We start from the raw sequence: 14,559 nt of genomic DNA, 5'->3' as shown, positions 1-14,559 counted from the left end.
GCGCTCAGAGCTTTTCGATCGGTGCGGCGTCGCGCCCCTTTCGGCGGGCTGTTTCGGACCAGCCCGCCTCGATTGCGGGAAGAATCTCGTCCACCGTCGGCACCGTGATGGGCTGCAGCCTGTCGGCTGAATGGATGAAACCGGCGGTCGACATATGCGATAAAAGGCGCTCCATCGGCGACCAGAAATTCTGGATTGAGGCGAAAACCATCGGTTTTTCGTGATGGCCGAGCTGCGCCCAGGTCATGATCTCGACGATCTCTTCCAGCGTGCCGATGCCGCCGGGCAGCGCGACGAAAGCGTCGCTCTTATCGAACAGCATGTGCTTGCGTTCATGCATGGTCTGGACGACGTGATAGGCATCGAAGAGCGAGGCGTCGCCGTCGCCCTTTTCCCGGTTCAAAAGAAATTCCGGAATGATTCCGGTGACATGTCCGTTTTTTGCCTTCACACCCTGTGCCACGGCGCCCATCAGACCGCGCATGCCGCCGCCAAAAACGAGGCCGTAACCACGATCGGCCATCTGCTCGCCCAGCGCATAGGCGGAATCGAGAAACCGGGGATCGATGCCGTCGCTCGATCCACAATAGACGCAAATTGATCGATTCATTGCGTTTTCCTTTTCCCCACCCTCTTGCGGCACGAACCGTGCCCAAACCTTTTCTCGGCGCGCCTGGCAGGCTAAGCCTCGTAGTGACGAAACGTTAAGCCTTCAAGGGGCGGGAGACGAATCGATGGGCCGGCTACTCTTTGCCATTGTCTTGTTTGCCATTGGCTTTCTCGGGGCGGTATGGCTAACGGCCGTTTCGACAGACCGGAAGATCGGCGACCTGCTGAGCCAGAATACGCTGCGCCAGCTTCTCAGTGGCGAAGAAATCGCCCTGGATACCCAGAAAAACGGGGTTTCTGACGAGGAAGGCGCTGGCGCCGCCGCCACGCCTGACGGTGATGACGAGGCGGGATCGGCGCAACAGGACAAGGCTGCGGAGCCGGGGAACGATACGACAGTTCTCGCCGATGCCGGGCCCGTCGTCGACACCAGCGCCGATGCGGGCCGCGCAGCGACGGACGGCGAATCACCCGACAAACCCGCTGAGGCTTCGGACAAACAGGAAGTGGCCTCGACGAGCGATGGCGACTCCGACATCATTGAGGGTTTCGCATTCGAGGCGATTGCGCCCCAAGATGACGGTCGCATCGTCGTATCGGGCAGCGCACCGGCCGAGACGCCGGTGGAATTGCTGGCCGGCGACGCGGTTCTCGCCACGGGCGATGCCGATGCCGATGGTCGTTTTTCGATCGAGACCGACAAGCCGATGACGGATGGTGAGACCAGCCTGACGTTGCGCTCGCAGACGGAAGGCGGCACGCTGGTCGTTTCGCCGGAAACAACCGTTGTGAACGTGCCCGAAGAGACCGACGGTGCATGGCGGGCGGAGGCGACGAACAGCATCACGGACGAAAGCCGCGATGTCCTGGCTAAGCCCGATCTATCTGATCCGCCTGCGACTGTTCCTGATGACGGCCAAACGCCCGGTGACAATGTCGGTGCCAACGCTGAAATTGCGGCGGCATCTGATGCCGGGTCCGAGCCGGCCTCGACACAGGAGGAAGAGGCGGCGACCGGTCGGCGGGATGTTTCGCCAGCGCCCGATGTGAACGCGGCGGTCGAAGGCGACCTTGCTGGAGCAGACCCGCGCGAAGGTGATGCGGATCGGTCGTCGACCGAGGGCTCCGACACCGCTGGCGCGGCTGACGAACAGCAATCGACGATGTCGCCCGACAGTTCCGAAGTGGATAGTGAAGAGGTTGCAGTTGCTCCGGCGGATATTGAGGCCGCCGACACGACCCCAACGGACAGTGCCGATAATGCGCCTGCAACCGATGCCGATCGGCCTACGGAAATTGAAGACGCCCCGGTCGCCAGCGAAGAGAAGGACGAAGAGGCATCCGGCACCGAGGTGTCCGTCTCGGAGAGCATGCCAGCGGAACAACCGGTGCCCGATGAGACGCTGACCCCGTCGCAGTCGACGGATATGGCTTCGGCGGATACGGCCGCGACCGCCGAGGATGGGGCGCAGAACAAAACAGCCGAGCCGGTGACGACGCCCGCGGAAACAACTGATGAACCGGCCGAAGCGATGTCCTCACCGGCGACCCCTCTGGTGGAGGCTGTCGAAATCGACGGTGGTTCGGTCTTCGTGACCGGCTCCGCCGCGCCGCAGACACGGTTGCGTGTTTTTGTCGGCGAGACGGAGATCGGAGAGGTCCAGGTCAATGAGAGCGGCCGCTTCCTCATGGAGGTCGAGGCTGAAATTCCTGTCGGCAAGGTGCCGCTTCGTATCGAGATGCTCGATGAGGGGGGCGCGGTCGAGCAGACGCTCGTTTCCTCGTTCGAGCGGACTGCCGGCGAACGGATGACCGCCATTGCGGAACTGCCCTCCACTGATCCCGAAATGGCGAACCGGACGGCCTCCGATGCCGCGGAAGTCATGGTCAATGCGTCCGATGGCGCGAAGGCCGACCGCGAAAGCGAAGCCACCGCCCCAGTGCCGGAGGAAACACAGGCAACGGACCCGGACGAGACACCCGCGCCAGCTCCGTTGCAGGAAGAGGCGGTGACCGCGAAGCAGACACCGGCGGGGAAAGGTGCTGATGATGCGTCCCCTGCCGCAACAACGGACGAGACGCCGGCGGAAACCGAACCATCTGAACCGATGGATCCGGCGACCTCTTCGGAAGATGGTCCGGGCGGCGAAACGGCACCTTCGGATACGGCCGACACGGATGAAAGTTCGGCCTCTGCAGCCCGCGAGAACCAACAGCCGGAAACGGCATTGTCTTCCGATTCGCAAATGGGCGGTGAGGACGGCCGCGCGGCCGACGATAGCACCGCTGACGCTATGAGCGCGGAAACCGCTTCCGGCGAGGACGATCCGGCTGCGTCCGATTCGGCCTTCGAACGCGCGCGGTCCGCCGTGGAACGCGCCGGCAGTGCCCTGCGTGGCATGATGGCCGATGAAGAAGCAGATGAACCCGAAGGGGCGGCGGCGCAGGATACAGAATCGAACGCGGCTGAGACCGACATGGCCGATGCGGAGGCGCCCTCATCCGACGCCGCGTCGGCGATCGATCGAAACGACGCAGCGGACGAAGCGGCAGATCCGGCCTCCTCGGATGCTTCGTCAGGGGTCGCGACCGATACGGAAGACGGCGACCGTCTGGATAGTGCGGAAGCGGAGCCCGATGTGATGTTGCCCGCGATGCCTCCCGTCTTCGAGGTGCGTCCCGGCGATACGGTCCGTTCGCTCTCCCGCCGCCTCTACGGGCCGGACGCGAAAGACGCCGACTTCGTCAATGTCGAGACGGGAAAAGTTGTCCGCCCGGACGATCTGCGAGCCGGAATGCGTCTTCGCCTTCCGGAGGAAGGGCCGGATGGACGCACTGCCGATCTCGACGGGCTCGGATCGCGGTTGATTTCGGACACCGACAAGTAAGACGACCTCTCGGTCGCAAAGTCGACCGATGGTTTGCAATCCCATCTTCATCGTATAAAGACGATGAAGATGGGATCAGCGATCGCCGATATCAGCAAGACACTGGCGGCGTTGGCGCATCCCGCCCGCCTGGAGATTCTCCGTCAGCTGTGCGGGTGCGACTGCGCCTGTTGCGGTGAGATGACCGATCTGACCGGATTGGCCCAAAGCACGACATCGCAGCATCTGCGCGTTCTTCTCGAAGCGGGGCTGATCGAGCGCCGGCATGCCGGCACGGCAAGCCAGTATCGCCTGTCCGACACGGCCGCCGATGTGCTGCGCCAAACTGGCGCGGCGATCATCGACCTTGCTCCCTCCGGAACGACGGCGTCGCTGGCGAACAAAACAGAAAGCGCTACTGAATGAGCACGACCGTATCGGCCGATCGCGGATCGACCCTCCAGACGCTGAAAAATCTGTGGCCCTATATGTGGCCGTCAGATCGCGCCGACCTGAAATGGCGGGTGGCTTGGGCCACGGTCTTTCTGGTCATCGCCAAGCTGGTTCTGATCGCCGTGCCTTATTTCTTCAAATGGGCGACCGATGAACTGGCCGCCGATGGCGATGGCGCGCCCGGTTGGCTGCCGCTCGCAGTGGCCGGTCCCGTAGCGCTCGTGCTCGGCTACAATATTGCGCGGATCGCCCAGCAGGGGTTCAACCAGTTGCGCGATGCCCTGTTTGCCCGCGTCGGCCAGCACGCGGTCCGGCAACTGGCCTACAAGACTTTCGTCCACATGCACAAACTGTCCCTGCGCTACCATCTGGAACGGCGGACGGGCGGGCTGTCGCGTATTATCGAGCGCGGCACCAAGGGCATCGAGACCATCGTCCGCTTCACCATTCTGAACACACTGCCGACCATTCTGGAATTCGCCATCGTGGCCGCTATTTTCGGCTTGGCCTATGGCGTCTGGTATGTCGTGGTGATCGGCCTGACCATCTGCGCCTATACATGGTTCACCGTTCGCGCCTCCGACTGGCGGATCGCAATCCGCCGCGACATGAACGATTCCGACAACGATGCGAACACCAAGGCCATCGACAGTCTGCTGAATTTCGAGACCGTCAAATATTTCGGCAATGAGGATATGGAGGCGGCCCGGTTCGACCGCTCCATGGCGCGCTATGAGGTCGCCGCTACGCGTATCTGGACCTCGCTCGGATGGCTCAATTTCGGCCAGGCGCTGATTTTCGGCATCGGCATGGCGGTTGTCATGGTCATGAGCGCGCTTGCCGTGCGTGAGGGCACCCAAAGCGTCGGCGATTTCGTCTTCATCAACACGATCCTGATGCAACTGGCTGTGCCGCTCAACTTCATCGGCTTCGTCTATCGCGAAATTCGCCAGGGCCTGGCTGATCTGGAGCAGATGTTCGGCCTGATGGACGTCACGGAAGAGATTACCGATGCGCCCGATGCCACCCCTTTGGAGGTTCAGAACGGCGCGATCCGCTTCGACGATGTGCATTTCGCTTATGACGCCAACCGGCCGATCCTGCAGGGCATCAGCTTCGAGGTACCGGCAGGCCGGACCATCGCCATTGTGGGACCGTCGGGTGCCGGCAAAAGCACGATCAGCCGTCTGCTCTACCGCTTCTACGATATCCAGTCTGGGGCGATCACCATCGACGGTCAGGATATTCGCGACGTGACCCAGCGCAGCCTGCGTGCAGCGGTCGGCATGGTGCCGCAGGACACGGTTCTCTTCAACGACACCATTGCCTACAACATCCGTTACGGGCGCATTGCGGCAACGGAGGCCGAAGTCGTCCGCGCCGCCGAACTGGCGCAGATCGCGGACTTCGTTCGCGGCCTGCCGGACGGGTTCGACACGATGGTCGGCGAACGTGGCCTGAAGCTCTCCGGCGGTGAGAAGCAACGCGTCGCCATCGCCCGAACCATTCTGAAGAGCCCGCCGATCCTTATCCTCGACGAGGCGACCAGCGCGCTCGACACCCATACCGAGCAGGAGATCCAGACCTCGCTCGATATGGTGTCGAAGGATCGCACCACGCTGATCATCGCACACCGGCTTTCGACAATCGTCGATGCGGACGAGATCATCGTACTGCGCGACGGGCGGATCGCCGAACGCGGCACCCACCGTGACCTCATGTCGCAAGGCGGCCTGTACGCCGATATGTGGAACCGCCAGCAGGAAGCCAGCGAGGCAGAAGAGCGGCTGCGCCGCGCGCAGGAGAAGGACGAGATGGGCGTGATCGTTCGGAAGTCGCCCGCACACTGACGGTGCGCCTGCTGCGATCTTGTGGACATGTGGTGGCATCTGGCAGTGATAGGGGTCTGGTCCTCCATCGATTAGACGGTTCAGGGAAGACGGAAAATGCTGGCCACTCTCTCGCTCGGAACGGCAGTCATCGCCGGAACGGTGCTGATCCACACGGTGGGACTGATCGTGCTGACGCGCTCCATGACCGCAATTCTACGCTGGCTGCCGTTTCACCAGCGCCGCTTCGGGCGAACGAGCGCCATGCTCTTCATCGTGCTCGGCCTGTTTGCGATCCATACGGTCGAGGTGTGGCTGTGGGCTGCGGTCTATTTGACGATCGGCGTCAGCGAGACCTTCGAGGCGGCGCTCTATTTCTCAACCACCACCTTTTCCACCCTGGGCTACGGCGACATGGTGCTGGGTGAAGAGTGGCGACTTCTTGGCTCCCTCGAAGGCATTAACGGGTTTCTGCTGATCGGCTGGTCCACCGCTTATCTGGTGGCGGCATCCACACGGCATGGGCCATTCCGTCTGGGCGTCCATTTCTGAACCCGCAATGGAAAGCGCCCGCCAATGCGACGGGCGCATCGAGGCCACGGCGGCAATAGCCGCTCATTCGTCGAGCGATTGCTCGGCTTTTTCATCGACAAGCTTGCGTTCGGCCGTCTTTCGCTCCTCGAAACGCGGGGCGAATCTCTCCGCTTCCTCGTTGGAGAACACCTCTTTCGCCTTGGCGAAGATCTCGTCTTCTTCTTCGTCGATATGGTGCTCGTAATCATGGCGAAGCTGCTTGAATTTCTGCAGCCAGGCCGGCGAACTCATGTCGACAGTGTTGAGCTCTTCCATCAGATCATCGAGCTCCTTGTGTTCGGAGACCGAATGGCGGGCATCGTCCTGCCCATCGGGATCGGCGATAAGCTGCGAATAGAAGGTTTCCTCTTCGGCGGCAGCGTGACTTTTCACCTCGTAGTAGAATTCTTCCCACGCCTGGCGCCGGTCGTCGCTGTCGCCGCTGGTCTTCTCGATCGAATCCAGTAGAGCGCGGTGCTTGTCGTGGTCGGCTTTGATCGCTTCGTAAATATCGGTCATGGAACGAACCCTTCTATGATAACGAGTCCGAGTTAGAGCGGCTCCGTCCAAGGCAAAGGGTGGAGGAACGACGACAAGCGCTTTGCAATGCAGGCGCGGTGACTTATGTGATCCGCACGGCGCATTTGCCGCGTGAAGCCTCCGGGAGCGATCGATGAGTTTGACGGATACCATACGCAAGACGCTGGTGCCGGTTCGACCGGAAGGTTATCCGTTCATCGCGGCCTTCCTCGCGGCGTCTGTCCTGCTCGGTTTTGTGTGGTCCGGCCTGTTCTGGATTGGTCTGGCGCTGACCGCCTGGTGCGCTTATTTCTTCCGCGATCCGGATCGCTACGTGCCGGTCGATGACGGGCTGGTCATTTCGCCTGCGGATGGCGAAGTGTCCGCGGTCGGTCCGGCCGTTCCGCCGGAAGAGCTGATGCTCGGCACCGATCCGATGCTGCGAATCTCCGTTTTCATGGATGTGTTCTCCTGCCATGTGAACCGCGCGCCGATGCGCGGCCGCATTTCCCGCATTGCCTATACGCCCGGCAAATTCCTCAACGCCGATCTCGACAAGGCCAGCCGTGAAAACGAACGCAACGGCCTCGTGATCGACGGCCCGCACGGTTCGATCGGCTGTGTTCAGATCGCAGGCCTCGTGGCGCGGCGTATTCTCTGCTGGGCGGAGGAAGGCGAAGCGCTGATGGCGGGCGAGCGGTTCGGCATGATCCGCTTTGGCAGCCGTGTCGACGTCTATTTGCCGGAAGGGGCCGTGCCGCGTGTCGCAACAGGCCAGACGGCCATTTCCGGCGAAACGGTTCTCGCCGTCTTCGACGAACGGCAGGATGCAGCCCATGCGGTTCGGCGGTAGGATCGGTCTATGGAACCCGCGCCCAACCCGCAGCCCGCTCAAGACAAGCCAGCCTCGTCCGATCGTGGCCCGCGCTTGCGGGAAATTCCTCTTCGGTTGATTTGGCCGAATCTGGTGACCGTGCTGGCGCTCTGTTTCGGTCTGACCGGTATGCGCTTTGCGATCGAAGGCGATATGGAGCGCGCCGTCTATCTCGTTCTCGTGGCCGCCGTCCTCGACGGGATCGACGGTCGGCTGGCGCGAATGCTCAAAGCGACGAGCCGGTTCGGCGCGCAGATGGATTCGCTGGCGGACATCGTCAATTTCGGCGTGGTGCCGGCAATTCTTCTCTATAGCGACCTGCTTCATCTGACCAAGCCGTTCGGCTGGATCGCAGCGCTGATCTTCGCGGTCGCCTGTGGGCTGAGATTGGCGCGCTTCAACGTGATGAGCGAGAATCCGGGCCGGGCGCCCTGGCAGGGCGAATATTTCGTTGGCGTGCCGGCGCCCTCTGCCGCAGTGCTGTTGCTGGTACCGGTCTATCTGGGCGTTCTCGGCGTGGAGCCCAGCCAGACCTTGGCCGTTCTGACGACGGCCTACGCGCTTCTTATCGCCATCCTGATGGTCAGCCGCCTGCCGGTCTGGTCGGGCAAGGCCCTTGGCGCGAAAGTGCCGCGCGATGCAGTGGTGCCGATCCTTCTGACCGTCGTCATCTTCGCGATGTTGCTATACTTCTACACTTTCGTGACGCTCGTGATCGCTTCTGTGCTGCTGCTGGCATCGATACCGATCTCCGCCTATCGCTATAATTTGCGGCTCAAGGCCTGGCAGGCGCAGAACGGAACCGACCCCACAGACGATGAAGCGCAGGCTGACCGGCGCCGCGAAACGATCAATGAGGATGTGTCGCTCTAGCCGGGGGCAGGCAGATCGACGAAGTGCTGTTCCTGCGCTTCGAAGCGCTTGCCCGTGACCTGTAGATCGGGTGACGCCAGAAAGAGAAGGCGACGCGCGATCTCAGAAGGATGCGGCAGAGTATTCGGGTCTTCACCCGGCATGGCCTGAGCGCGCATGGCTGTCCGTGTCGCGCCGGGGTTCACCATATTGACCCGCACACTCATATTCTGCGTTTCATGAGCCCATGAGCGACCCAGCGCCTCGAGCGCCGCCTTGGATGCGGCGTAGGGCCCCCAATAGGCTTTCGCAGAAGAGGCGGCGCCGGAGCTCATCAGAATGGCGCGCCCGGCATCGGAGAGGCGCAGAAGCGGATCGACGGAGCGTATCAGTCGCCACTGGCTCGTGACGTTGACCGCCATGACCTTTTCGAAAACCTTCGCCTCGACATGGCCGATAGGAGAGATGGTGCCGAGCACCCCGGCATTGGCGACCAGAACGTCGAGCTTGCCCCAGCGCTCGTGAATAGCGCCGCCGAGCCTGTCGATGCCGGCCATGTCGGTCAGATCGAGCGGCACGAGCGTGGCGCTGCCGCCGGCACCTTTGATCTCATCGTCGAGCTCTTCCAGCCCGCCTACGGTTCGCGCCACGGCGACGACGTGCGCACCGCACCCAGCGAGCTCCTTTGCCAGAAAATAGCCGATGCCACGCGAGGCGCCCGTGACCAGGGTCACACGCCCTGTGAGATCCGGGCTCGTTCCGATCAGATCGCTCATGACAGGCTCTAGCCCTTCGATGACAGGACGGAGAGGCGGCGAACATTGTCGGCGCCGACCAGATCGGTCAGCGGCGTTGGATATTCGCGGGTGAAACAGGCGTCGCAGAATTGCGGCTTGTCGTCGTGGCGCCCCTCTTCGCCGACGGCGCGGTAGAGCCCGTCGGTCGAAAGAAATGCCAGGCTGTCGACGCGAATGAAGTCCGCCATCTCCTCCACGGACATTCGGCTGGCCAGCAGCTTGGCGGTCTCCGGCGTATCGACGCCATAGAAACAGGAAGCGCGGGTCGGCGGCGAAGCAATGCGCATATGCACCTCTTTGGCGCCGGCATCGCGCACCATCTGAACGATCTTCTGGCTGGTCGTCCCGCGCACGATGGAATCGTCGACCAGCACCACACGCTTGCCCTCGATGGTGCGGCGATTGGCGTTGTGCTTCAGCTTAACGCCCATATGGCGGATGGAATCGCCCGGCTGGATGAAGGTGCGGCCTACATAATGGTTGCGGATGATGCCCAGTTCGAAAGGCAGGTTCGCTTCCTGCGCGTATCCGATCGCGGCGGGCGTGCCACTATCGGGAACCGGCACCACCATATCCGCTTCGATCGCTTCTTCGCGCGCCAGTTCCACGCCGATATTCTTGCGGATGGCGTAGACGTCGCGCCCTTCAATAACGGAATCCGGGCGTGCGAAATACACATACTCGAAGATACAGAAACGGCTGTCGACGCTGTCGAACGGGAAATGGCTTTGAATGCCTCTTTCCGTGATCACGACCATTTCGCCGGGCTTGATGTCGCGAACATAGCGCGCACCGATAATATCGAGCGCGCAGCTTTCGGACGCCAAGATGTAGGACCCGTCCAAATCGCCAAGGACGAGCGGACGAATGCCCAGAGGGTCGCGGCAACCGATCATCTTCTTTGAAGAAAGAGCCACCAGCGAGAACGCACCCTCGAGCTGCCGGACAGCATCGACGAATCGGTCGTTGAAATTGGTTTTTTCGCTCGTGGCGACGAGATGCAGCAGCGCTTCGGTGTCGGAGGTCGACGAGATGATCGCGCCGCGTTTTTGCAACACACGCTGGATGGTCATCGCATTGGTGATATTGCCGTTATGCGCCACGGCGAAGCCACCATCGGCCAGTTCCGCAAACAGCGGCTGCACGTTTCGGAGGCTCGATTCGCCAGTCGTCGAATAGCGGGTGTGCCCGATGGCGCGATGGCCCGGCAGGCGGTCCATCACGCTCGGCTTGGTGAACGTGTCGCCGATCAGTCCGATATGCCGCTCGACATGGAATTGCGCGCCGTCGAACGAGACGATGCCGGCGGCCTCTTGCCCACGATGCTGCAAGGCGTGAAGGCCGAGCGTCACGATCGGCGCGGCGTCCTGCCGGCCGTAAATGCCGAACACGCCGCATTCGTCGCGAAACGCGTCCGCCTCGCTGTCCAGGCCGTCCCATTCCTGCATGCCTGTCATCGTGCCATCCCGCCTTTTTCTGTCGCGTTGGCCCGGAGAAAGCGCCGGGAGCCGCTGACCGCCATCAATTGCCGGATGTTTCGCCATCGGCAGGAGCGGGATCCGCCTCGTCATCGTTCAAAAAGCGATCGAAAAGATCACGCTCCGGATCTTCTGGCAGAAGGGCCGCGATCTCTTCGCCGACCGGATCGAGAATGGCCCGGCTTTTGGCGTTGACGACCCATTCCGGCGGATTGCCGGCAACGAGCCATTGAAAGAAAAGCAGAGCGACGGCTGCAACAACCACGCCGCGCGCCGCGCCATAGATGAAGCCGAGGGTCCGATCCAGAGCACCGGCCCGGCTGTCGATGATGAAATCGGCGATCCGCATGGTGATGACGGTCACGATAACGAGCACGATCAGAAAGATGATCGCAGCCGCTGCCAGATCGGCGTAAAGCTGTTTGCCGAGCGGTTCGACCAGATAGGGCGACAGGAGCGGATAGGCGATCCAGGCGGCGAGGCCAGCCACCAGCCACGAGACGATCGACAGGACCTCGCGGGAAAAGCCACGAACCATGGCAAGCAACGCCGAAACCAGCGTGAATACGATAAAGATGCCGTCCAGAAGCGTCATGTTACCCGTCTATCTGTCTTTGTTTCGGCCGCTCTCTTCAGCATCGCAACCGTGACCGCATCAAGGCCGACAGGTTACGCGGCTTCCTCACGTGCCGAAATTGGCGACGATCCCGCGATGGAAGCGACCAGATCGACCAGCGTTTCGGGCTGCGAGAGCCGCAACGCCTGATTTCCGATCTCTTCGGTCCCCGCCGGAAGGACAGCCCTTTCAAAACCCAGCTTGCGCGCCTCTTTCAACCGTTGAACGGAATGGCCGACCGGCCGCACCGCCCCGGAGAGACTGATTTCGCCGAAATAGACGCAATCGGCAGGCAGAGCAAGTCCGGCCAGTGAGGAGACGAGGGCCGCCGCCGCAGCCATGTCGGCCGCCGGTTCGCTGATGCGGTAACCACCGGCGACATTCAGATAGACGTCGTGCTGGGAGAAGCGGACGCCGCAATGCGCTTCGAGCACGGCCAGGATCATGGAAAGCCGACCGCTGTCCCAGCCGATCACCGAGCGGCGGGGCGTGCCCAACGGCGAGGGCGCGACAAGCGCCTGGATTTCCACCAGAAGCGGTCGGCTGCCTTCCATTCCGGCAAAGACCGCCGCGCCGGGCGTATTGCCTTTGCGTTCTCCAAGAAACAGTTCCGAGGGGTTTGGCACTTCGGCAAGACCGCGATCGCCCATGGCGAACACGCCGATCTCGTCGGTCGCGCCGAAGCGGTTCTTCACGGTTCGGAGGATCCGGTAGGCCTGCCCGCCATCGCCTTCAAAATAAAGAACGCCGTCGACCATGTGTTCGACAACGCGGGGTCCGGCAATCTGCCCATCCTTGGTGACATGACCGACCAGCACGATGGCCGCGCCGCTCTGTTTGGCGTAGCGAATCATGGCCGAGGCGCTTGCGCGCACCTGCGTGACTGTGCCGGGCGCGCTTTCCACACTGTCCGTCCAGAGCGTCTGGACCGAATCCAGAATGACGAAATCGGGTCGCGGGCCATCCGCCAGCGTCGCCAGAATGTTTTCCACATTTGTCTCGGCGGCCAGCATGACTTCGCTGTCGGCGGCCCCGAGGCGATGCGCCCGCAGCCGTACCTGGCCCGTCGCCTCTTCGCCGGATACGTAGATGACGCGGTGCTTGCGCCGCGCGAGCGCCGCCGCCGCCTGCATCAGAAGGGTGGACTTGCCGATCCCCGGATCGCCACCGAGAAGGAGGGCGGATCCACGCACGAACCCACCGCCGGTCACCCGGTCCAGTTCGTCGATTCCCGTCTGAATGCGCGGCGCCTGTTCCTGTTCGCCATCGAGCGGGACCAGTTCGACCGGTCGGCCCTTTTTGGGCGCGCGTTGATGCCCGCCGCCAACACCGCCTCCGGCCTGCTCCTCGGCCAGCGTGTTCCATTCGCCGCAACCGTCGCATTTGCCCTGCCAGCGCGTATGGGTCGTGCCGCATTGCGCACAAATGAAGCTGATCTTCTGACGAGCCATGAATCCCTCGAATGTTCCTCTTTCGTTCATAGCCGAACGGAGCGCGTTTCGCCAGTCCGGATATGCGGACTTTTCTGTCGCGTGTTGAAAAGCCGACGCTGCATGGCAGATAGCATTGTTAAATTGGGTCTGACGGTCCGGTTTTTGGTGAGGCGAGGGCGGATGCGCTGGTTCTGGAGATGTGCGGGATTGCTGGCCTTGGCGTTCGGCCTCGTAGGCGTCGTATTGCCGCTTCTGCCGACCGTGCCTTTCTTGATTCTGGCGGCGTTCTGCTTTGCCCGCTCGTCTCCGCGCCTGCATGACTGGCTGGTCGCCCATCCGCGTTTCGGTCCGCCCATCGCGGACTGGCGGCGCGAAGGCGCTATTTCATTGCGCGCCAAGCGACTGGCGACGGTTTCCATCGCCGCCGTCTTCGCCCTGTCGATCGTGATGGATCTGGATATCAGGCTCCTGGCCGTTCAGGGGCTGACATTGCTTTGCGTCCTTCTCTTCATCTGGACACGGCCCCATGGCAACCGGCTCACGCTGCCGTCCGACGATCAGATATAGCTCCGCCGATGTCGCTGGCCGAGGGCAGTCAGCACCTCGTAGCCGATCGTACCGGTACGCCGGGCGATGTCTTCCAGAGAAATCGTGGTCCCAATAATCTCAAGCCAGTCGCCTTCTTTGCAGCAACCCGGGGGCAGGTCGGTGACGTCGAAAATGCTGAGGTCCATCGTCGTGCGGCCGATAAGCGGCGCAGCGACGCCATCGATAGCTGCCATTGCGCCATCGGGCAGGGCATCGCGCAGCGGCACGCCGCTGCCGGAACCGGAGCGAAAATAACCGTCCGCATAACCGATGGCGGCCACGGCGAGACGGCTGTTGCGGGTCAGGCGGTGTGTCTGGCCGTAGGAGACATGTTCGCCCCTTCGGGCCTGACGAACCTGAATGATCCGCGCTGTCAGATCCACGACACGTTCGATACCCGTCATTCTCGGTCCGGCCGATCCGCCATAAAGCGCAATGCCGGGTCGGGTCAGGTCGTAGTGATAGTCGGAGCCAAGAAAGACGCCGGCGGAATTGGCCAAAGAAAGCGGAACATCTTCAAAGTGTTCGCGGATCGCGTTGAATCGTTTTCTCTGTTCGGTATTGGCGGGATGCTCCGGCTCGTCGGCGCATGCCAAATGGCTCAGAACCAGATCAGGACCGCTCGATCCGGCCAGTCTCCCGGCATCTTGGATCGAAAAGCCCAGCCGGTTCATACCGGTGTCGAAATGGAGCGCGAAAGGCTGCCCGGTCTCGCTCCAACGCTTCAACTGCTCATGCGTATTGATGACAGGACGAAGCTTCGCCTCGGCCATGGCCGTAGCAACGGCGGCGCTCCATGGACCGGAAAGAACGTAGATCGTCGCGTCTGGACGGGTCGGGCGAAGTGCGAGCCCTTCCTGCGGCGTGGCGACGAAGAAGATCCGGCATTCGGGCAGATGCGGAACGATCTCGCTTAGTCCGAGACCATAGGCGTCGGCTTTGACGACCGCGGCGCATTCGCTTCCGGGTGCGCAGTCCCGCAATGTCTGCCAGTTTCGGCGGATCGCCGAACGGTCGATGACGAGGCGGGTGCCTTCCAGATCGGGTATCTCGGCGGGGAAGGGCACGCTC

Annotated in this window: 14 protein-coding genes; 7 read left to right on the top strand and 7 right to left on the bottom strand. The window is 62.3% G+C overall.

Annotation, left to right across the window (positions count from 1 at the left end):
* Window positions 1-4: 4 nt before the first annotated feature.
* On the bottom strand, window positions 5-610 hold the full coding sequence (locus B7H23_RS14345; RefSeq protein ID WP_094078120.1) for an LOG family protein: 606 nt from the start codon (window positions 608-610) through the stop codon (window positions 5-7).
* Window positions 611-734: 124 nt separating this feature from the next.
* Between B7H23_RS14345 and B7H23_RS14340 the strand changes: the two genes are divergently transcribed.
* From B7H23_RS14340 to B7H23_RS14325, 4 genes are all read left to right on the top strand, one after another.
* Window positions 735-3,497, top strand: coding sequence for a hypothetical protein (locus B7H23_RS14340; RefSeq protein WP_094078119.1), 2,763 nt, complete (start codon window positions 735-737; stop codon window positions 3,495-3,497).
* A 69-nt stretch (window positions 3,498-3,566) separates the two neighbouring features.
* Window positions 3,567-3,902, top strand: coding sequence for an ArsR/SmtB family transcription factor (locus B7H23_RS14335; protein ID WP_240535126.1), 336 nt, complete (start codon window positions 3,567-3,569; stop codon window positions 3,900-3,902).
* Complete coding sequence (locus B7H23_RS14330) at window positions 3,899-5,779, top strand: ABCB family ABC transporter ATP-binding protein/permease (RefSeq protein WP_094078118.1); 1,881 nt, start codon at window positions 3,899-3,901, stop codon at window positions 5,777-5,779. The genes B7H23_RS14335 and B7H23_RS14330 overlap by 4 nt, the downstream gene beginning before the upstream one ends.
* A 96-nt stretch (window positions 5,780-5,875) precedes the next feature.
* Window positions 5,876-6,310: a potassium channel family protein gene (locus tag B7H23_RS14325; RefSeq protein ID WP_094078117.1), complete on the top strand. Its 435-nt coding sequence runs from the start codon at window positions 5,876-5,878 to the stop codon at window positions 6,308-6,310.
* A 63-nt stretch (window positions 6,311-6,373) separates the two neighbouring features.
* On the opposite strand, the gene B7H23_RS14320 is transcribed toward B7H23_RS14325, so the two are convergent.
* A complete protein-coding gene (locus B7H23_RS14320) occupies window positions 6,374-6,850 on the bottom strand; it encodes a hemerythrin domain-containing protein (RefSeq protein WP_094078116.1) in 477 nt (158 codons plus the stop codon).
* Between the two features lie 154 nt (window positions 6,851-7,004).
* Between B7H23_RS14320 and B7H23_RS14315 the strand changes: the two genes are divergently transcribed.
* Complete coding sequence (locus tag B7H23_RS14315) at window positions 7,005-7,703, top strand: phosphatidylserine decarboxylase (RefSeq protein ID WP_094078115.1); 699 nt, start codon at window positions 7,005-7,007, stop codon at window positions 7,701-7,703.
* A 9-nt stretch (window positions 7,704-7,712) separates the two neighbouring features.
* Complete coding sequence (gene pssA, locus B7H23_RS14310; protein WP_094078114.1) at window positions 7,713-8,597, top strand: CDP-diacylglycerol--serine O-phosphatidyltransferase; 885 nt, start codon at window positions 7,713-7,715, stop codon at window positions 8,595-8,597.
* Here the strand turns inward: pssA and B7H23_RS14305 are convergent.
* The 4 genes from B7H23_RS14305 to radA form a co-directional block, all read right to left on the bottom strand.
* Entirely contained in the window at window positions 8,594-9,352 is a 759-nt protein-coding gene (locus B7H23_RS14305) for an SDR family NAD(P)-dependent oxidoreductase (RefSeq protein WP_094078113.1), read from the bottom strand. The genes pssA and B7H23_RS14305 overlap by 4 nt on opposite strands.
* Before the next feature lie 8 nt (window positions 9,353-9,360).
* Window positions 9,361-10,830 (bottom strand): amidophosphoribosyltransferase, encoded by a 1,470-nt coding sequence (gene purF / locus B7H23_RS14300; protein ID WP_162787182.1) that lies wholly within the window; start codon window positions 10,828-10,830, stop codon window positions 9,361-9,363.
* A gap of 64 nt (window positions 10,831-10,894) precedes the next feature.
* A complete protein-coding gene (locus tag B7H23_RS14295; RefSeq protein ID WP_094078112.1) occupies window positions 10,895-11,446 on the bottom strand; it encodes a CvpA family protein in 552 nt (183 codons plus the stop codon).
* Window positions 11,447-11,520: 74 nt separating this feature from the next.
* Entirely contained in the window at window positions 11,521-12,918 is a 1,398-nt protein-coding gene (gene radA / locus B7H23_RS14290; protein WP_094078416.1) for a DNA repair protein RadA, read from the bottom strand.
* Between the two features lie 102 nt (window positions 12,919-13,020).
* Between radA and B7H23_RS14285 the strand changes: the two genes are divergently transcribed.
* Complete coding sequence (locus B7H23_RS14285; RefSeq protein ID WP_240535124.1) at window positions 13,021-13,467, top strand: YbaN family protein; 447 nt, start codon at window positions 13,021-13,023, stop codon at window positions 13,465-13,467.
* On the opposite strand, the gene alr is transcribed toward B7H23_RS14285, so the two are convergent.
* Entirely contained in the window at window positions 13,458-14,555 is a 1,098-nt protein-coding gene (gene alr, locus B7H23_RS14280) for an alanine racemase (RefSeq protein WP_240535123.1), read from the bottom strand. The genes B7H23_RS14285 and alr overlap by 10 nt on opposite strands.
* Window positions 14,556-14,559: the final 4 nt, after the last annotated feature.

The organism is Notoacmeibacter marinus, from assembly GCF_002238045.1.
GTDB lineage: Bacteria > Pseudomonadota > Alphaproteobacteria > Rhizobiales > Rhizobiaceae > Notoacmeibacter > Notoacmeibacter marinus.
Note: the sequence above shows the minus strand (reverse complement) of the source record. Positions and strands in the feature narration are given on the sequence as shown.